Here is a 19,846-nt window from a genome sequence, read left to right on the forward strand (position 1 = left end):
CAGCACCATAGCTTGTCTAAATATTCGAAAGCTCCTGGCATGGAATTTCCTTTATCCACATATATTTCTATATCAATATGATGGGGGGTTATTATGTGGGAAATGTCGTGCAATTAGAACACGTAACAAAAAAATTCGGTAAACAGCTAGCGGTAAAGGATGTTTCTCTTACAATTGAGAAAGGATCAACAGTAGCAATCTTGGGCCCAAATGGCGCGGGGAAGACAACGACTATTTCGATGATGTTAGGGTTACTGGAACCTACTGAAGGAGTAGTAAAAGTTTTTGACAAAAGCCCTAAAGAAACAATCGTACGTGATAGAATCGGAGCAATGCTGCAAGAAGTAAGTATCATCGATATGCTAAAGGTTCGTGAAGTGATTGAAATGTTCAGGAGTTACTACACTTCCCCACTTCAGGTGGAAGAACTTATATCTATAACTGGATTAAAAGAAGATGTGCTAGGAAAATGGGCCAATAAGTTATCAGGAGGACAAAAAAGAAGAGTCGGATTTGCGCTTGCTCTTACAGGAAATCCTGATTTAGTATTTTTTGACGAACCGACTGCCGGGCTCGACATAACAGCTAGAAGGAATTTCTGGGAAAAGGTTGAAACACTAAAATCACAAGGGAAAACAATTATTTTTACAACGCATTATCTACAAGAAGCTGATGATTTTTCTGAACGCATTATCCTTTTTAATAACGGAGAAGTTATTGCAGATGGTAAAACAGAGGAGATTAAGCGCAATCTCGCAACCAGAAGCGTATCTTTCCTAACAGATGACAAAGAAGTGATGGCATTGGTACAGACTTTTCATACAGTAATTAGATGTTTCGAAAAGGATGGTCGCTTTTATATTGTAACAAGTGATACAGATGCAGTGCTTGCGCAAATTTTCCAGCAAGGCATTCATGCAAAAGATGTTGCGATTGAACAAGGACGTTTAGAGGAAGTGTTTGAACATTTAACTTCGAATGATCAGGAGGTCATGTGAAATGAATGCTATCATGACCCAATGTAAGTTTGAATTATTACGTATTTTTCGCAACCCATATTTTGTATTCTGGACATTGTTCATGCCTATCGTATTCTATTTTATATTTACGAATATCGTAAATACTGGTGTACCTGACCAAAATGAATGGGAAGCATATTACTTAATGTCTATGACGACATTTAGTGTGATGGGATCAGCAATTATGAACTTCGGAATTCGAATGGTACAAGAACAGACAGGTGGGTGGTCCACATTCTTGAAACTTACTCCTTTTCCTGCTTGGGCATATTTCACTTCAAAAATGTTTGGTCAACTCACCATGCATTTACTTTCCATCATCATTGTCTTTCTGGCAGGATTTCTAATCAATGGTGTATCCCTGTCATTTAGTGAGTGGTTGTTCTCTGGATTATGGATACTAATGGCTTCTATACCTTTTTTAGCACTAGGATCATTGATCGGTACAATGAAGAAAGTTGAGACTGCAAGTGGTGTCAGTAATATTATTTACTTAGCATTAGCCGTATTAGGTGGCATGTGGATGCCGATTCATACCTTTCCTGCATTTTTACAACATGTTGCAGAATGGTTGCCGTCCTATCACTTTGCTAGTGGTGCATGGGAGATCATTTCTGGTAATTCTCCAGATTGGAAAAGTTATCTTGTGTTAGTGGGTTATATGTTTGTTTTTATGGTCATTGCAACATACGTCAGGGGAAAACAAGAGAGTTGAAAATGTATAGCCTACAAAATGATTGCCTCTTAATTTCTTATTGTAAATTGATAGGCAATTTTTTGTTTTAATAAAATGGAATACATATGAAAAATCAATCGTTGGTTTGCTTATTGGTGAATGCTGGTATACTAATATATATCACCTAAAACATATTAGGAGTTGGATCATATGGAAAACAAATCAATTCAGGCAGCACAACAATTTAGTGAGGAAAGGTTTACAAAAATAGAGATTATAAAAACAAAAAGAAGTTCCGTATTTTTGCTAAACTTTCTTCCAGGTCAACAGATGAAGCCCCATAATCACCCAAATCGTGAATTATATTTACATGTTTTAGAAGGTAATGGGGTATTATCGATTGATGGGAAGGACCTTGAAATCAATCAAGGGGATGTTGTCTACTGCGACCCAGAGGAACAAATCGGTTTCACTAATAATTGGGAAAACAACGTATCGATATATGGCACAATGACAAAAATAGACAGCTAAATGTGAAATAAAATGAATGATAACGAAAGGAATGCGAGATGACCTTACAGCAACTGAAATATGTGATTGAAGTGGCAAGAAGTCGTTCCATTAGCAATGCGGCACAGAATTTGTTTATTAGTCAGCCCAGCCTTTCAAATGCACTTAAAGAGCTGGAGAAGGAAATGGGGATTACGCTTTTTCAACGAACTAATAAGGGGATTGTGATTACCCCTGAAGGCTCGGAATTCCTTGGTTACGCTCGGCAAGTTGTTGAACAGGCTGAGCTCCTTGAAAATCGCTATGCAGGTAATCAGTCACCACAGCAGCATTTCGCTGTGTCTGCCCAGCACTATGCATTTGCGGTGAGTGCTTTTGTGCGATTACTTAAAGAATATGACCGTGAGGAATATGAGTTTGCACTACGCGAATCAAAGACATATGAAATCATTGATGATGTGAAAAATCTTCGCAGCGAAATCGGCATCTTATATGTCAATGAATTTAATAGAAAGGTTATTTCTAAGTTTCTTAGAGAAGGGAATTTAATTTTTCATGAGCTATTTGAAGCAAAGCCACACATCTTTATTAGCTCTGAAAATCCGCTTGCTAAAAAGGACTATGTGACATTGGCTGACTTAAACCCGTATCCATATCTTTCTTATGAACAGGGGGACTATAACTCCTTCTATTTTTCAGAGGAGATTCTTAGCACGCTCTCTAGGCCGAAAAACATTAAAGTTAGTGATCGGGCCACATTATTTAACTTACTTATTGGACTAAATGGCTATACAATTTCAACGGGCGTAATTAGCCATAAATTGAACAGTAAGGATATTATTGCGGTTCCGTTGAAGGTTGAAGAGCGGATAAATGTTGGCTATATTACGCATAAAAATATAGCAGGTAGCAGGTTGGCTAACATTTATATTGAATATTTAAAGGAATCAATTGCAGAAGAACTAAAGGTCCTATAGTTTAAAGCTATAGCAAAAGAAAGATTTTATGTGTTACCTTATCTCCCATGCCACACTTACCTTACATAAACAAGGGGAGAGATGTAAGATGGGAGTAGAATTAAAAGCAGGGAAAAGATTCATTACACCATTTCTTCATGATAATGTAGGGAGCTTCTTGCGTCCTGAAAAGTTAAAAGAAGCACGTGCAGCTTTAGCAGAAGGGACTATTACAGAAAGTGAACGAAAGAAGGTTGAAGACGAGTGCATTATTGATTTAATTGAAAAACAAAAAGCTGTCGGCCTACAATCTATTGGGTGGATACGACCCAATAGCCGATCTCTTATTTGCAAAAGAAAATGTTTCTGCGTATTACTTAGAATTTGATACAGATCGTGCAGGTGACTTTTCACCTCTGAAACATGTAAGTAAAGAGGGAGAATTCTTAGCTGAATACGTTAAAGAAGTAAAGGAGAGAAATCAAAGTGATTATATCTCCTTTTATTTTTTACTTGGAATTTATTCCAGCTAAACATATAATGAGTTTAACAATATACATACTTTTGGAAATAATTTAATAAAATATAAGATTGCAAAAAGGGAAATGGAATGGACTTTTATTATTAATGAGGGAGCGTTGCCTATGGATAATAATGTACCCCATTGGTATGGTGAAACTGCTCAAAGTATTGCTCCAGTTGGGATTATAATGGCTGGATTTATGTTAGTCTATTCGATATGGTTTGGTTTTTCCTGGGGTATATTAGGTTGGATTCTATTTGGATTTACTGTTTTATTATCGTTATTTTTAATCATAAAAAGCGTAAAACACATTAAACATTCCAAACGATTTATTTACAATGAAAGTGAAGAAGGTAAGAAAATAGGTAAAGCCATGGGTATTTTAAGTGGAATAAGTTATGGGGCATTGTGGTTATTTGTCATTCTTTTTTTAGTATTTGGGCTATATAAATTCATTATGCCGACGGTTACATTCATCATTGGATTACATTTCATTCCACAAGCACGAATATTTAACAGGAAAATTGATTACTTTGTTGCCCCTTTACCTATATCATCATCAATTATTGCATATTACTTTGCCATTGAAAGTAATAACTCTTGGTCTTCTGTTTATGCAATTGCAGGAATTGGTGGCGTTTTATCTACTGCTATTTACGGATTGTATATGATTATCACTTATAAAAACTTAGCCATAAAACATGGCATAGATTATTAACAGGATTATCATGCATCATATTGGCAATTGTTACAAGGCAATGAAAAGAAGTATTTACAATGGTTGTTGGCTTGTATAATGAAAGCTTTTCTTACGAATATTTTTGTCAATCGCGAAAGGGGGTGAAGAAAATAGAAGATGAAAGATATCTAAAAGCGAAGAAAAAAGTGGAAAATTTAAAGGCGTTTTATATTCATCTTATCGTTTATGTACTTGTGAATACAATGTTTGTTGTCATTAATGTACTGACCTATAAATACGCTGAGCATTGGTGGTTCTTCTATCCGTTAATGGGATGGGGTATTGGATTAATATCACACGGACTTTCCGTTTCCTCATTTGGGCTTTTTGGAGCAAATTGGGAGGAGAAAAAAATACAGGAATATATGGATAAAGATAAGAGGAATCTTTAATGTGTAGGTGTTAATTCTCCCATAATATTGCAAGGGGATGATTCACCTCTTTTTTTTGGAATATAACTGTAAAAGACAATTTAATTTAGGGAATTTAATTAACAAAATGATCAGGGAGCGATGGATTTGTTTGAAATAAAAGCAATTAGCTGGATACATTTACGTTGAGGCCGAGCCAACATATGGAGAGGGAAATATTGAATTTTTTGCTGTAAAAGAATCTGAAAGAGGGAAGGGGCTAGGAGGGCAATTATTGGCAGTTGGCTTGAATTGGTTATTTATATTCGATACGATAGATATTATCACACTTTGTGTTAATTCAAGTAATGAAAAAGCAATAAGACTATACGAACAGGTGGGGTTTAAGCGAAAGCATGAATTGAGTTTTTTTACGAAAGAGATAGAAATAGATGTATAAATGATTTGAAATCATCAGGAGGTCCTATATGCTCATACTACGTTCAGGAATCACTGGTTTTCAGCCAGCACCATCGGTTGAAGAGCTCGAATTTAAGCAAATTTGTTATTCTCTCTTCGGGTCAAAAGCATTGGATTATACTGAGGATGAAACAGCAAAGAATTTTTACGAGTGTATCCTTAAAGTGAAAGATAAAAAGGTTCACGTCCTGCTGAATGCTCAGTATCCTTTTATCGCATTTACCGCCACTCGTGAATTAGATGTACTACACTTTCCTTTTATCAACGAACCTGAATTATCAACCATATTTGAACAGTATTATGAAGTATTAAATCTTAATCAATTAAATGAGCCATTAAGATATACGCAGAAAGGAAAAAAGATTATCGTACAAAATGAAAATACGTTACACCAAGACGAATTAGAGCAACTTATCTATTGGCAGCCCAAAACAGTAGGAGCCGTTGTATTTAACGATTGGGATTAGATTAGAAGTGAGGGATGGAAAGTGACGGAAAGAATGCAGGAATTCTTAAAGATTGAGATTTCTGATCAAGATTTTTACGATGGGATAATTGATTTCATCTATTCATATAACATTAGATGTGGAGAATATGAATGCAATCAATATGTGATTAAAAAAATGGATCTTCAAAATTACATTATTTTTGAAGAATATACATATAGGAAAAACGGGCAGAGAGATATCCATCATCCTATCTCAGTAACAAGAAATCAGTTAATTACACAAATTAACAATTATGCAAAGAAGCAAGGTTTTGCAGTAATGAACTACAATGAATAATCGAAAAATATAGTTGCATATATTAGAGTCAAAAGAAGAGTCTAAGAAAAACAGGGAAATCAAGAGAAGAAATTGTATTTCGGTTTAGCTGGTATGATTGTTGGTGTGGTACATTTACATACTTTTCTAACGAATGCTACAAATAGTCAAGAGACGGCAGCTCGGAAGCAAATAGAACAATTAAATAAAACCGTTGCAGACGTAAAAAAGAAGAATTAAAAACACTATAATACTTAATGTTTAACAAATCAGTAAAATGAGGTATAATACAGGTAGATAGTAATAAAATATAAAGACTGAACGGTGCTGTAACACCATCCAGTCTAAAGTAGTGTAATAGCCCTTCAAGGGGGCGACTCACGAAAATTAGAGAAATAACTACCCTAACATGCTCGTCAGGCTCATAGGGTGGTTATTTTTTTTGATGAAATGACAGAATAGCCACAATCAGGCTGGAAAATGAAATCATTAACACAAGCGCCTGGAAAATTGTCATCATATCACCCCCTTCCTTAAAAAATAAAGGGAGTGAGTCACCACCCATGAAACCCTATTAACACTTGTTCTAATTATATCATAGATGACCTACCATATGCATGCCCTATACGTTGAAAATGGGGAGGACTTTTATAAGTTAGGGGTTGCGATGTAGATGCGCTAGCTGAAGTACAACACCAAAGAATACATACTGCCCTCATAAAAATCTATAATTTCCAGTGATGAAATATTTCAAAAATCTGGTAATCTCTTAATCCCTAAAGTCGTGATAGAATGGAACTTTAAGCCAAAATTTTAAAGCTAAAGTTACATACAGTTAGAATGTACTAAAGGAGTTACATCATGGCAACAATTCAAGACATTATTTCACAATGGAAAAAGGCATTACAGATAGAAATTAATTTTTTAAAAAAACAAGGTGGAAATCGAATCGTTATCTCTGATGGGAAATGCATCCGAAATCATGATAATGGAGCTACCTATTGGTTTTCCCTAACTTCTGAAGCAACCCTACCTGATGGTTCAGCCATTCGAATTGAATATAAAGGTAAGCAATTTCATGGACGAGTTATCTCTGTTCAGGGGTTTGATGTTGTACTTGAAATGGACACTTACTTTGGTGATGAAGTGGATGAAGCATTTCTATATAGCGAAGCATGGGAACTGCTTGTGGAATTAACGAAAAGGCTTGACGAAATGATTGAGAAACCGAAGAAACTCAAACGTGTAACACGTCTATTATTGGCTAATTCCCCCACAAAACATCCAAAAGAGAAGATTAAAAATGCACTACATGAAGTCATTTTAAGGGCGAAATATAACCCAACCACTTATATTTGGGGGCCACCTGGAACAGGAAAAACATACACATTAGCTCGAGCGATTGCTAAACACTATGAAGCAGGCAAAAAAATATTAGTTATGGCACATAGCAATGCGGCAGTAGACGTATTGACGTTAGAAGTAGCGAATTACGTTAGAGAAAAAAATAGATGGAAAACAGGAGACATTGTCCGAAACGGATACAGTGCTGACCCTAGAATAAATGGACAAGCTGATTTATTAGCTAGCCAGTTAGTCGAATTAGAAAATCCAACACTTCAGGAAAAAATAGAATCGCTAGAACGTGAGAGATATCAGTTACAGCGTATGTTTTCCCATAAGAATCGTGACTTACTCGCAGAAGTAGAATCCAAGTTAAAACTTCTCCGCGCAAGTAGAAAGAAAAAAGAAGGTCAATACGTAAAAGAAGCATCTGTTCTAGGAGTTACTTTATCGAAAGCAGCGATAGATTCTAACGTATTTGAACGTGACTTCGACCTGATAGTGATAGACGAAGTAAGTATGGCGTATGTTCCACAGATTGCATTTGCAACATCCTTGGGTAGGAAAGTCGTTGTGTGTGGTGATTTCAAACAACTCCCACCTATCGCCATGGCTGAGTATAAAATAGTAGATAAGTGGCTAAAAAGAGATATTTTTCAAGTTGCTAAAATAGAAGAGAAAATAGCAAACGGGGAGCTGCACCCAAATTTATTTATGCTCAACAAACAACGTAGAATGCACCCAGCGATTTCAAGTTTTACCAATCACTTTATCTATCAGGATAAAGTAACAGATCATCAAGCGGTTAGAAAAATACGTGATCCTATAACCGCTAAGAAACCATTCAATGGGGAAGCAGGAATACTTGTTGATGTATCCAAAATGGGTGCCTATTCATTAAAAGAAGCCGCAACTGAATCTAGGTATAATTTAATTTCGGCACTATTGTCTTTACAGTTTATTTTATCGGCGAAAGCGGATGGCATGAAATCAATTGGCGTCATCGCACCATACAGAGCGCAAGCCAGGTTACTTTCCGCTTGTATCCAAGATATTATACCTGAAAATACAGAGAAAAAAGCTGATGAAAAAATAGTAGCTGCCACCGTGCATAAGTTTCAAGGTTCAGAAAGAGATATGATTGTATTTGATAATGTTGACAGTTATCCGCAACCAAGACCTGGTAAGTTATTAACAGATGCTACCAGTGAAAGATTAATCAATGTTGCCGTAACCCGTGCGAGAGCAAAGTTTATCAATATTGTAGACCGTGATTTTATTCAAAATAGAATTACTAAAAATAAAGCAACGCGTGCATTATCCGATCATTTATCCGAACACAACAAGACGTATTCTCGGCACGAATTATTAGATATTTTAACAGAGACTTACAACCAGAATATGCAATGGTTTTCCGCAGAAGACTTGTCAATGATTGTTAAGGATATTCGAAGTGCAAACAAGATTACGATATCTGCACCGTATCCTGCAAAGATTGATAAAAAGATATGGGCCGTGTTAAGAGAAGTAAAGAAAAAAGCAGAAATCATTTTTATCACGCCGAAGAAAGATAGCATTGCCCTTCAGTCTTACGGTCATATCCCTAGAGATTTGGTTATGCCTTTTATTGAAATGGATAAGAAAATAATGTGGGTTGGTACGCCGGTAATGAACAATACTAGTTTCGAATCTTCACCAGAAGCTCCCTTTATTATGTGTCGACTCGTCGCTAAAAACGTGATCAGTCTATTGTATCGCTACTTTAACTTGCAAAAACCACAATACGATAGGGAAGAAATAGAGCAAAAAGTGGTGAGCCACCGTAATACGTATACATTAAGTAAATATATTTCGATATGGGACAGGTGTCCAACCTGTCAGAGCAGTAGAAAAGTCGAAGTTTCAAAAGGTAACATAACACTTGTTTGTAGCCACTGCGGTACCCGCGGGCGAATGCGTTATATTTTGGAAAGGTATATCGAGTATGTTGACCTGCGCTGTAAAGCATGTAACGGTGTGCTCGATGTACCAGAGGATGATCGCAATATGGGCGTGGAGTGTAGCAGGTGTAATGTGAGAGTAAATATCGACTCGTTGCTGTAAATATAAATAATTTAACATCAGCAACGTCGCATAGTAACTAAAGGAGACTTTTTTCCAAAAGGGAACGCCTAAGTGTAATCCAGCTCGAATTATCGTAAATGAGCTGGATTATTTTTTTGTGGAAAAAGTTACGACTGTCTTTGTTGACGGCGGTTAGACTGCAATCTAAATTGTTTTGTTTATTCAGATTGAAAGTAGTATAATATTTTTTGAATACTATGGCAACATTGGATTTGGACGTATTGAGATAGGAAGACTCGTTCTAGGGAGGTGTTGTTATGTGGAATATAACAAAGGAAGCGAAGGGAAAATTCTCAAGATGTAATCTGCTACCAATCCATGAATCTGACCATGACTGGGAAATTGTATTAAGAGAAGCAGAGGAAGAGGGAGAAGACATTATTGCGGCATTAAAGGCAGATCTTCTAGAAGTAAAAGAAGAATTGCTACAAATTCTACCAGACTGTTTCATTCCTTACGTAGAAAACGGAACGCTGAATCAGCCAACATTACCAAAAACGATACGTGAGAACTATTTACAATGGATGCGTGAAGCGGATAGGGAATTTGAGCAAGTGTTAGATGCTGCACATGAAAATACAGCACACGCTGTTCGCAGTTTACCAGCTGCAGTTCAAGAAGTCTTTAATGAAAGCCTACATGATTCTATCATCGAGCGAATCGAACGGGAGGGGGACACGCTTCATCTATACATCAACACTGAGAGTGGATTTCAGACAAAATCCATGATTCATTTCACTTTCAGGCAGATCAGAGCGGAAGATACGGATGACCCAATCCAAGTTGGGCAATGGTTGGTTTACAATGAGCTACAGAAAACGGGTGACAGTTTCCATTTTCGAGTGTTGTTTGACTCTCCGGAAGCCGAGTGGACGATTACAATGAAACATTTAGATGCAGAATATTTTTATCGTCCTTGTCTCTATACAGTATTACAAGATGAAGGGAAGATGGAAGAGACATCCTTTTCAGAATTTCTAGCACAATTAAATCCAGAACATGACTATTGGTTTATTACGCCACATGTAACATGTGCCATTAAAGAATTGTCTGAAAATATCGTTATAGAAAACGGAAATATAGAGTGGGCACAAAATAAAATGGTTGTTACCGTGGGAAAGGCTTGTTTTACCTATGCGTTAGATGCATATAATCCAATAGAATTCATTTATACGAACGTATACGAAGATCCATATGCGCATCAAAATGAACCTGTAGCAATGGATGAACTTGAACAAGCAGCATTAAGTGATGATATAGAATTACAAGTCCGTGCATGGAACACGATGTATACGAATCCAAAGGAATTAGCAGATATCATTAATTGCGTGTTATATAAAATGGAGATAACAGAAGAAAATGAAATGATACGCACCGTCTATGTGAACCATTTTTATAAAGAAGGGATTTTGACAGAATCAATCATCGAGAAATATCATACAATAATTGATTAGATGGATCTTAAAGGGATGGGAAAGTATGAAGAAGAAGCTCGTACTTGTTCTATTAATAATCAGCTTTGGTATTAATTGTTATATACTAGGAAAATGGATTCTGGTTGATCAATGGACCAGACCTTCCCAAGAAGAAAAAGTTATTTTAGGTGAAATGGTTCAGAAAACAGTTGAAAGTGAAGCTTACAAAGAGTTAGCAGAAAATGAAAACATCATTGCTATTAATACAAGTATGGATAAAAAGAAAGGTGGGGGATTTCCCTACTACTTTAGTGTAAGTGTTCGTACGGATAAACAGACTTATCTATTTTATTGCAATAACGACAAATGTTCCAAAATGGAAAATGGGGCATGGACATACTCCATCTATCAAGATGAAGATTCCCGACTGCCATTTAGGAAGTAGAGGAAACAGCCCAGTTCACCGTGTGTGCTGGGCTGTTTGGATAGTGACCCTTGCTTATCTAGTTTCCAGTAACTTTAAATCGCGATTCTTGATAGTCATCAACAAGACGCGTTTTCACCCCATCAATAACTTCTTGCGTAACACCACAAGCTCTTAAGTAATCATTAAAGTTCCCATAGGCTGTCATAATATGGTCATATGCTTTTATGATATCCTCCCTATTTGAGAGAAAGAGATTCGATGAAAGCTGTTTAAACTGCACGAGTAGTTTTTGCAAAGATTCTAGATTCGTGAAAGAGACCTCATAATTAGAGATGATATCTTTCTTTTCCACACCTGCAATTCCAAATAGCAGCATTGCTAATACGCCGGTCCTATCTTTGCCAACCTGACAGTTAAAAAGGATTGTACCATCTTTTGCATGATAAATCGTTTGAAAAATCTCTTTCACTGTTGGACGTTGTTTTAATAGTTCAATATAAAAATCACCCATCGATATTTCTTCTGTACCTTTTAGTTTTGTAATATCTGCAACGCTTTCCGTAATGAATGAAATGTTATGATAATCTATGGAATCAACATCTCCCAGAAGATTCCTAGACTTCTCAATTTCATCTTTCCTTCGTAAGTCAATTACCGTAGAAACACCGTATTCCTTTAAAAATTCGATGTCTTCTTGGCTAATTTTACTCAAATCACTCGACCGCAAAAAAGCATGCCATTTCGTTTGTTGTCCTTTGTCGGTACTGTATCCACCAAGTTCACGACAGTTCTCAATATTGTCAATCGGCAAGCGAACCCAATTTAGCTTAGCATTTTTCATTTTTACCCCTCCTGAATTAGTAATGGCTGTAAACATCTATCATCTAAAAAGAAGATTATTTCATTTCTTCTTCATGATAAGATACGAATTTTCATTTAATTTCATCAATTCTTCATGATTTATGAACGTTTAATTAGGTCACTAGAGCTATTCACATTTATCAGTGTGAAAAAGTTGTGAAGTTCTCCGTATCATTATTGGAAAATGGTACAACATAATAGAAAAGGAATTTGGAGGATACATCATGAAAATTCGAAACATGGTAGGAAGAGCTTTAGTCGATAAAAAACTTGCAGACAATTTAGAGTCAAGATTTCATAAAAACCGAAGAGATAACATAAAACGATAACTGCATGTATTATACGTGGAAATACGGTTATAATGCATGCAGTTATCATTATTTACATGAATTGCATGTTTTTCTTTTAAATTCTGGGTAAATATTATAAAAGAACTGCCTGTCATATTCGTCACTTCCAATAGCAAACCAACCACCGTCTCTTAATTCACGTTCAATTCCTTTATGTTTTGGTTCTTTCTTTGGAATGTAATTACAATTTGGTTTGTGCGTTGTTATTGTCTTTGTTGGCTTATCAATATTCATCCAAATCATTCCAGTCACTCACTTTCTCTAAATCTATCATACCATAAAAAGACCTTTGACAGGAATGAATAGGAAGTAGTTCCCTATATATTCGTATCGTCTTCCTATTAGAAAGTGAATAAAAGGAGGCTACAATACTTAGAAACTTATTCTTACATACATATAAAAAAAAGTCCGAGACATCCTGAAGGTTTATGACTCGGACTTTCATTATAAGGTTATTTTCTACCAATTGTATTCATGTTTGCACGAACAGCATGAATCACAGCAGCACGTAAACCGTTTTCTTCAAGGCTTGCAACCGATTGAATGGTTGTTCCTCCGGGAGAACATACATCATCTTTTAATTTACCAGGATGTTGTCCTGTTTCTAATACCATCTTCGCAGACCCAAGTACAGCTTGGGCTGAAACTGTATATGCCTGCTCCCTTGGCATCCCATACAGTACAGCTGCGTCTGCCAATGCTTCGATAAACATGTACACAAACGCAGGAGAAGAACCACCAACAGCACTTGCAATATCCATTAACGATTCATCAATCAGTTCCGCTTTTCCAAAGCTCTCAAACAGCGTCTTGATTTCCTCAATTTCTTCTTCTGTCATAAATTCATTTGTGCTAAAGCTTGTTAAACCTTCCCCGACAGCTACAGGCATATTTGGCATCGCCTTTACCATTTTAACCTTACGACCAAATCGTTCTTCGTTCTGCGAGATCGTTTGACCAGCAGCAATGAGAACAACAATTGCATCTTCTCGGATAAAGTCTTTTATTTCTTCGATAACAGGAGGGTACATATCAGGAGTCACAGAGAGGAAGATAATATCGCAGTTCCTTGCAACAGATACATTATTTTCTGCTATTTGAACACCATATCTTTCTTTTATATCTAATAATTTTCCTATTGAACGGTTAGAAGCAAACACATCAACAGCTTCACTGTACCGGGCATTTATAATTCCAGCAATCATTGCGCTCGCCATATTTCCACTTCCAATAAAGCCTATTCTTTTTTTCATTCTAATCATTCCTTTCAGGGTGAATTGCTGATGCATATCAAAAGTACATTGTAATATAGGGGGATTTTGATAGCAAATGACATGAACTGACTATCGTGGTAAACTATGTAGAAATGAAGATTTTTGGAGGTACTTTGATGAGTTTAAGTAATAATGATATATTGGTTCGATTGAGATTTGCGCTAAACATAAAGGATTCAGAGATGGTAAAGATTTTTAAACTTGGCGGCATTGAACTAACAATAGATGAAGTTAGGAAGATGCTTGTTACTACTAAAGAGATAGAGGAATCAGAATATGATGACTACATTACTGTTAATAATTTGAAGTTAGAGTCATTTTTAAATGGTTTTATCACGCATAAAAGAGGGAAGCAAGAGACAAAATCTGGACAAGCAGACAAGCCTTTAATGTCAATTAATTCTAATGGTAGTGTGAATAATGTATTGTTAAAGAAATTGAAAATCGCACTCACTTTAACAAGTGAAGATATGATTGATATATTAAAAGAAGCAGGAGTCACCATAACAAAAGGAGAAATGAGTGCCTTGCTAAGAAAAGAAGGACATAAGAATTACAAAGAATGTGGAGACAAATTCGCTCGGAATTTCTTAAGAGGATTGGCTTTAAAATATAGAGGATAATGATATGAATCAACAATAATGCAATATTCAGATACAGAAAATTAGCATTCTAAGCTTCCTATGCTATAACGTTCGTTTTAATTATGTCCCAGCCTTTTTTTCCATGTAAGTAACATGGTGAGTATTTTTTTAAGCCAATAGTTCTGTTCCTTTATTTTTCGAATAATAATAGAAGATACGTCGCTATTTAAATTCTAAACATGACATTACACGTTTAAATAATAAGGGGGAAACAGAATGGAGAAGGTCTTAAAAGTATCATCGAAATCAAACCCAGCATCTGTCGCAGGTGCAATTGCAGGTATTATTCATGAGCGAGGAAATACAGAAATTCAAGTAATTGGAGCCGGTGCACTAAATCAAGCAATCAAAGCCATTGCAATTGCGAGAGGCTTCGTAGCTCCCAGTGGTATTAACCTCGTATTTATCCCTGCATTCCGTGATGTAAAAGTCAATAATGAAAGTAGAACAGCAATCAAGCTAATTATAAACTCCAGAAAAAGAAGGTAATATAAAAAATTAATATGTTGTAAAAGGTAGGAACAAAATGTTTCTACCTTTTTTGGTTTGATTTTTTTACTGAAGGGGTATAGAATGAAAAATTTATCGTTGGAAAAGATAAAATGAAGGATTGATAAATTTATAAAAAATCCAGTTTATAAGGGGGCAAACGATGAAAAATGTTTCAAATGTTTTTTACATTACAGTTGTTTTAATTATTATATCCGTTCTACTTGGTGCAATATTTCCAACACAAGCTGAACAATTAACTGCCGATTTAAATGCATTTTTATCGAGGACATTCGGTTGGTACTATATGTGGCTTATGATTGGGTTGATCAGTGTTTCTATAATTATTGCGGTAGGTCCATATGGAAAAATCCGTCTCGGGAAACATAACGATCGACCAGATTTCTCCAATGCATCATGGATAGCAATGCTTTTCTCTGCAGGACTAGGAATTGGTCTTGTTTTCTACGGGGCATCTGAACCGCTATTTCATGCATTTTCAGACAGTCCACTTTCTGAACCTGGTACAGATCAAGCGTATAAAGAAGCATTTTCCCATACTTTTTTTCACTGGGGGCTTCATGGCTGGGCAATGTATGGCATCGTTGCACTTTCATTAGCCTTTTTTCAGTTTCGAAAAGATGAACCAGGTCTAATTTCTTCCACTCTGAAACCGTTGTTTGGTGACAGAATGAAGGGACCTTTTGGTACAGTAATTGATGTTCTAGCAACATTTGCCACAATCTTTGGGGTGGCGACTTCATTAGGACTAGGGGCTGCACAGGTTAATGGAGGATTAAACCATCTCTTTGGAATTGAAGTTAGCTTTACAACGCAATTTATTATTATTATCATTGTAACTGTTTTATTTCTCACATCAGCCTGGTCTGGTTTAAGTAAAGGGATAAAATGGCTATCCAATACAAACATGGTACTTGCGATCTTGTTATTCCTTGCCGTCGTTATTATTGGGCCAACATTACTTATTTTAAATATGTTCACAGAGACATTTGGCTTATATTTGCAAAACATTGTTGGAATGAGTTTTCGAATGGCTTCATTAGAAGGAGATAATCGTGCATGGTTAGATGCATGGACTATTTTCTACTGGGCTTGGTGGATATCATGGGCACCGTTTGTTGGAATGTTCATTGCCCGTGTATCACGTGGCCGAACCATCCGAGAATTTATGATTGGTGTGATGGTTGTACCAACACTTATCATTGCCATTTGGTTCGCGACATTCGGTACAACTGCTGGCGAGGTTCAAAGAAGTGGTGTTGATTTAACACAATATTCAACGGAAATGGTTATATTTAATATGTTTGACCAAATGCCATTTTCCTTTTTCCTATCCTTAATCGCGGTGTTGTTAATTATTACGTTTTTCATTACATCAGCTGACTCAGCGACATTTGTACTAGGAATGCAGACAACAAATGGATCACTTACCCCACCAACTGCTGTAAAACTTACATGGGGTCTAGCACAATCGGCAGTGGCAACCGTTCTCCTATACGTTGGCGGACTTCAAGCATTACAGAATACGATTATTGCCGCCGCATTACCATTTTCCTTTGTGGTCATGTTAATGGTTATCTCACTGATGAAGGCACTAAATAAGGAATTAAGATTAATAAAAGGGAAGAAATCTTAAAGATTAAGCAGCGCGATGATATTGTTATCGCACTGCTTTTATTTTCGCCTTAATTATTTTCGACAAAATACAACAAAACTCGAGGAGTGACAGGCACCTTATGTTTATTCATTAGTCGGATGGAAACAATATCTCATAAGGTATACAAAAGTTGCCGGTATCAATGAAATGGAGGCGAGAGAAGAATGACTTCTAATTCATATCGAAGGGAGCAAGATACATTAGGAGAAATATTGGTTCCAAAAGACGCATATTATGGTGCACAGACTCAACGTGCAATAAATAACTTTCAAATAAGCAACAGAAGATTCCCTCATGAATTTATTAAAGTTCAAGCCATGATTAAAGCAGCAGCGGCGAAAGCAAATATGGAAAATGAATTGCTTGCTAAGTCAATCGGAAATGCAATTATCGGGGCATCTGAAGAAGTAATGGAAGGAAAGTGGGACCATCAGTTTGTACTTGATGTATATCAAGCAGGTGCTGGCACTTCTCAAAATATGAATGCCAATGAAGTTATCGCAAACCGCGCAACGGAACTGCTAGATGATGCAGAAAAACATGGACGTATTCATCCGAATGATCACGTCAATATGTCTCAATCAACGAACGATACGTTCCATGCAGTTATCCACATTACTGCAGCGGTAATAATCAATCAAAAGCTACTACCAAGGGTCAAGCAATTACACGATGAGCTAAAAAGAAAATCCATTGAACTCATGCCTGTCATGAAATCAGGGCGCACACATTTGCATGATGCGATACCGATTCGCATGGGACAGGAGTTTTCTGGGTATGCAGAAACCATTCATGAGGTGTATCAGCAGCTTGAAAGGGTAACAGATAGCCTATATGAGATTGGAATTGGCGGGACTGCAATTGGAACAAGAAATAACATTCATCCAGACTATAGTAAAAAGGTCATACAGGAAATTTCTCGTCGAACGAACTTGCCATTTAGGGAACCTACCGATATGTTTTCCTATATGCAAAACACAAATGCACCTATCCGAGTCATGCAAGTTATAAAGGAATTATCGATTCATCTTATCAAAATTACGAGTGACTTGCGCTTACTTGCTTCAGGGCCAAGAACTGGATTAACAGAAATATCTCTTCCAGGAGTACAACCAGGATCCACGATCATGCCTGGAAAAGTCAATCCAGCAATTTTAGAAATGACACATATGGTTTGTTGCCAGGTAATTGGCTATGAGACTACAATCGCAACAGCTGGGGTAGCGGGCCAATTAGAAATTAACGTGATGATGCCGCTCATTGCCCACACATTTATCGAATCGCTCGAAATTATGTCCAATGCACTCCCTACACTCGTAACGAAATGCATTAGTGGAATCACGGCAAATGAGGAAAATTGTAAAAACTTCATGGAGAACAGTCTAGCTCTTGTTACTGGTATTAGTTCCATCGTTGGTTATGACATGGCAGCACAGATCGGAAAAGAAGCAGATAGCAGAAATGTTCCGATTAAACAAGTTTTGCAAGAACGCGAATTACTTACACCTGAAATAGAAAAAGCATTGGACCCAAATGGAATGGTGTGAATGAGAAACAATAAGAAAATAATAATTAACAAAACACCTGCGAATTATTCCAAATTCGCAGGTGCTTTCATTGAATGAATTAATATTTAAATATATTGCATAACGGGAACTAATGTTCTATAATGTAAATAAGTAAAAATGGAGGTATTGTTCATGAGACCAATGCTCACAAAAGATATTCATATAAATGATTTTAAAAACTATTATTGGTTAAAAAAAGAACTGCAAGTATTATGTAGAGAAATAGGGATAAGTACATCAGGATCTAAAGTAGAGATTTCATCAAGGATTGAAACCTTTCTACTGACAGGAGAAATAACGAAGTCCCCCTTAAAAACAAGAAGTGGTAAGAAACCACGACAGAACATTGAGTTGAGTCTTGATACGGTAATTACAGAAGATCATCGTTGTAGTCAAGATGTACGTGCATTTTTCAAGGAACAAATTAGTCCCAAATTTCATTTTTCTACCTACATTCAAACCTACTTTAAAAATAATGCAGGAAAAACATATCGTGATGTTGTTGAAGCCTGGCACGAAGAAGAAGAACGAAAAAAAGACCCATCCTACAAAAATAAAATCGGAGCTCAATTTGAATATAATCAATTTACTCGTGACTTTTTTACCGATCCTAATAATAAAGGGAAAAGTCGTGATGAAGCAATCAAAGCTTGGAACAATATTAAAAGTCTTCCAGGGAGCAATAAATATACACCTAATAAATAGAATGTTGAGAACGCTTTACGATTAAGGCATTTGCTTTTGACTATAATCATTATCATTTTGCGCAAGATAATGTATATTGATTTAAAGGGAGGCGGCAACTTTGAGGACCATGTTAAAAGAATTGAGGGCACGTGATGGATTGAATCATTTAGCTATCAATTAAAAAGGTTTTGAAGCAAACTGTGTCATTTACTAAAGAAGACCAATTAAACGAGAAGCAGGATACCCTCAAGCTTACGATAAAATATTTCGAATCATTAACCCACTTTTATTTGTAGCAATTATGAAAGCATCCATAAACTCTGCTTTCACAGGGAAATCTCAAATCATCTCAATTTGTTTATGAGTGCGTTGCTAATAATCATTGATACCGTATATTTAGCGAATGTGCGCAATAAATAATTGCATAAAGAAAGATATATTTAGAATGAAGGAGCAACGAAATTGAAGCCAACTCAAAACGAAAAAGTAGATCAACTTATCGAAACATTACCTTTGAATATTCAAGAAATAACAACTTCACTAAGAAAACTGCTATTCGAAATATCTGATTTTACAGAGGAAGTAAAGTGGGGGATGCCTTCTTATTATAAACATAGTAATATTTGTTACTTACAACCTTCCAAAAAGCACGTGAATCTAGGATTTTATAATGGAGCAGGCCTTAAAGACCCTGACAATCTACTTGAAGGAACAGGTAAACAAATGCGTCATATTCGAATCAAAAAGATAGAAGAAATTAAACCCGAACAATTTAAGAATCTTATTGAAGAAGCTATTGATTTACAAGCATAACTAAATCATAATCGAAACCGAACATTCCAAATATGCTGGAGTGTTTTTTCTTTTACTCAGGTCCCTTAAGCCATTAATTATGAAAGGGCAGAGAAGCGTCTACTATTAGTGTATGCAAGGAGTAAAGCAATTAGGACAAAGTAATCCAATCATAT

Annotated in this window: 23 protein-coding genes and 1 pseudogene; 20 read left to right on the top strand and 4 right to left on the bottom strand. The window is 36.2% G+C overall.

Features of this window, described 5'->3' with window-relative positions; translation table 11 throughout:
- Positions 1-95 precede the first annotated feature (95 nt).
- The 11 genes and pseudogenes from D8M05_RS05430 (at position 96) to D8M05_RS20105 (ending at position 6,257) form a co-directional block, all read left to right on the top strand.
- Positions 96-998, top strand: coding sequence for an ABC transporter ATP-binding protein (locus D8M05_RS05430; protein ID WP_183072705.1), 903 nt, complete (start codon positions 96-98; stop codon positions 996-998).
- A gap of 1 nt (position 999) precedes the next feature.
- A complete protein-coding gene (locus tag D8M05_RS05435; protein WP_121129436.1) occupies positions 1,000-1,734 on the top strand; it encodes an ABC transporter permease in 735 nt (244 codons plus the stop codon).
- A gap of 171 nt (positions 1,735-1,905) precedes the next feature.
- Entirely contained in the window at positions 1,906-2,226 is a 321-nt protein-coding gene (locus tag D8M05_RS05440; protein ID WP_121129438.1) for a cupin domain-containing protein, read from the top strand.
- A 38-nt stretch (positions 2,227-2,264) separates the two neighbouring features.
- The gene (locus tag D8M05_RS05445) at positions 2,265-3,182 is read left to right on the top strand and encodes a LysR family transcriptional regulator (protein WP_121129440.1); all 918 of its coding nucleotides are present in this window, start codon (positions 2,265-2,267) and stop codon (positions 3,180-3,182) included.
- Between the two features lie 88 nt (positions 3,183-3,270).
- Positions 3,271-3,549: a hypothetical protein gene (locus D8M05_RS20100; protein ID WP_183072706.1), complete on the top strand. Its 279-nt coding sequence runs from the start codon at positions 3,271-3,273 to the stop codon at positions 3,547-3,549.
- A 256-nt stretch (positions 3,550-3,805) separates the two neighbouring features.
- On the top strand, positions 3,806-4,402 hold the full coding sequence (locus D8M05_RS05455) for a hypothetical protein (protein ID WP_121129442.1): 597 nt from the start codon (positions 3,806-3,808) through the stop codon (positions 4,400-4,402).
- 59 nt (positions 4,403-4,461) lie between these two features.
- Entirely contained in the window at positions 4,462-4,815 is a 354-nt protein-coding gene (locus D8M05_RS05460) for a 2TM domain-containing protein (RefSeq protein ID WP_121129444.1), read from the top strand.
- Between the two features lie 154 nt (positions 4,816-4,969).
- Positions 4,970-5,233 (top strand): annotated as a pseudogene (locus D8M05_RS05465) (GNAT family N-acetyltransferase); the annotation flags it as partial.
- Between the two features lie 28 nt (positions 5,234-5,261).
- Positions 5,262-5,720, top strand: a complete 459-nt coding sequence (locus tag D8M05_RS05470; protein WP_121129448.1) for a hypothetical protein — start codon at positions 5,262-5,264, stop codon at positions 5,718-5,720.
- A gap of 21 nt (positions 5,721-5,741) precedes the next feature.
- Positions 5,742-6,038 carry a hypothetical protein gene (locus D8M05_RS05475; RefSeq protein WP_121129450.1) on the top strand — a complete coding sequence of 99 codons (297 nt, stop codon included), beginning with the start codon at positions 5,742-5,744 and terminating at the stop codon, positions 6,036-6,038.
- Positions 6,039-6,110: 72 nt separating this feature from the next.
- Entirely contained in the window at positions 6,111-6,257 is a 147-nt protein-coding gene (locus D8M05_RS20105) for a hypothetical protein (protein ID WP_183072707.1), read from the top strand.
- Between the two features lie 193 nt (positions 6,258-6,450).
- On the opposite strand, the gene D8M05_RS20880 is transcribed toward D8M05_RS20105, so the two are convergent.
- A complete protein-coding gene (locus tag D8M05_RS20880) occupies positions 6,451-6,582 on the bottom strand; it encodes a putative holin-like toxin (protein ID WP_220667574.1) in 132 nt (43 codons plus the stop codon).
- 296 nt (positions 6,583-6,878) lie between these two features.
- On the opposite strand from D8M05_RS20880, the gene D8M05_RS05480 reads away from it, so the two are divergent.
- From D8M05_RS05480 to D8M05_RS05490, 3 genes are all read left to right on the top strand, one after another.
- The gene (locus tag D8M05_RS05480) at positions 6,879-9,464 is read left to right on the top strand and encodes an AAA domain-containing protein (RefSeq protein WP_121129452.1); all 2,586 of its coding nucleotides are present in this window, start codon (positions 6,879-6,881) and stop codon (positions 9,462-9,464) included.
- Between the two features lie 278 nt (positions 9,465-9,742).
- On the top strand, positions 9,743-10,939 hold the full coding sequence (locus D8M05_RS05485) for a DUF4085 family protein (RefSeq protein ID WP_121129454.1): 1,197 nt from the start codon (positions 9,743-9,745) through the stop codon (positions 10,937-10,939).
- A 25-nt stretch (positions 10,940-10,964) separates the two neighbouring features.
- Positions 10,965-11,345 (top strand): hypothetical protein, encoded by a 381-nt coding sequence (locus tag D8M05_RS05490; protein WP_121129456.1) that lies wholly within the window; start codon positions 10,965-10,967, stop codon positions 11,343-11,345.
- Between the two features lie 58 nt (positions 11,346-11,403).
- Here D8M05_RS05490 and D8M05_RS05495 read toward each other — a convergent pair whose 3' ends face one another.
- The 3 genes from D8M05_RS05495 to proC all read right to left on the bottom strand — a co-directional run bounded on the left by D8M05_RS05495 (position 11,404) and on the right by proC (position 13,791).
- Positions 11,404-12,168 (bottom strand): tyrosine-protein phosphatase, encoded by a 765-nt coding sequence (locus D8M05_RS05495; protein WP_183072708.1) that lies wholly within the window; start codon positions 12,166-12,168, stop codon positions 11,404-11,406.
- 397 nt (positions 12,169-12,565) lie between these two features.
- A complete protein-coding gene (locus tag D8M05_RS05500; protein WP_121129460.1) occupies positions 12,566-12,790 on the bottom strand; it encodes a hypothetical protein in 225 nt (74 codons plus the stop codon).
- 200 nt (positions 12,791-12,990) lie between these two features.
- Positions 12,991-13,791, bottom strand: a complete 801-nt coding sequence (proC, locus tag D8M05_RS05505) for a pyrroline-5-carboxylate reductase (protein ID WP_121129462.1) — start codon at positions 13,789-13,791, stop codon at positions 12,991-12,993.
- A 137-nt stretch (positions 13,792-13,928) separates the two neighbouring features.
- On the opposite strand from proC, the gene D8M05_RS05510 reads away from it, so the two are divergent.
- The 6 genes from D8M05_RS05510 to D8M05_RS05535 all read left to right on the top strand — a co-directional run bounded on the left by D8M05_RS05510 (position 13,929) and on the right by D8M05_RS05535 (position 19,691).
- Positions 13,929-14,435 carry a YehS family protein gene (locus D8M05_RS05510; RefSeq protein ID WP_121129464.1) on the top strand — a complete coding sequence of 169 codons (507 nt, stop codon included), beginning with the start codon at positions 13,929-13,931 and terminating at the stop codon, positions 14,433-14,435.
- A 237-nt stretch (positions 14,436-14,672) separates the two neighbouring features.
- Entirely contained in the window at positions 14,673-14,945 is a 273-nt protein-coding gene (locus tag D8M05_RS05515; RefSeq protein WP_121129466.1) for a stage V sporulation protein S, read from the top strand.
- Between the two features lie 163 nt (positions 14,946-15,108).
- Positions 15,109-16,602: a glycine betaine uptake BCCT transporter gene (locus D8M05_RS05520; protein ID WP_121129468.1), complete on the top strand. Its 1,494-nt coding sequence runs from the start codon at positions 15,109-15,111 to the stop codon at positions 16,600-16,602.
- Between the two features lie 185 nt (positions 16,603-16,787).
- Positions 16,788-18,170, top strand: coding sequence for a class II fumarate hydratase (locus D8M05_RS05525; RefSeq protein ID WP_121129470.1), 1,383 nt, complete (start codon positions 16,788-16,790; stop codon positions 18,168-18,170).
- A gap of 153 nt (positions 18,171-18,323) precedes the next feature.
- Positions 18,324-18,896, top strand: a complete 573-nt coding sequence (locus D8M05_RS05530) for a DUF6434 domain-containing protein (protein WP_121129472.1) — start codon at positions 18,324-18,326, stop codon at positions 18,894-18,896.
- 444 nt (positions 18,897-19,340) lie between these two features.
- Positions 19,341-19,691 carry a DUF1801 domain-containing protein gene (locus D8M05_RS05535; protein ID WP_121129474.1) on the top strand — a complete coding sequence of 117 codons (351 nt, stop codon included), beginning with the start codon at positions 19,341-19,343 and terminating at the stop codon, positions 19,689-19,691.
- Positions 19,692-19,846: the final 155 nt, after the last annotated feature.

Origin of the sequence: Oceanobacillus bengalensis (genome assembly GCF_003628445.1) — a bacterium.
Taxonomy (GTDB): Bacteria; Bacillota; Bacilli; order Bacillales; family Amphibacillaceae; genus Oceanobacillus; species Oceanobacillus bengalensis.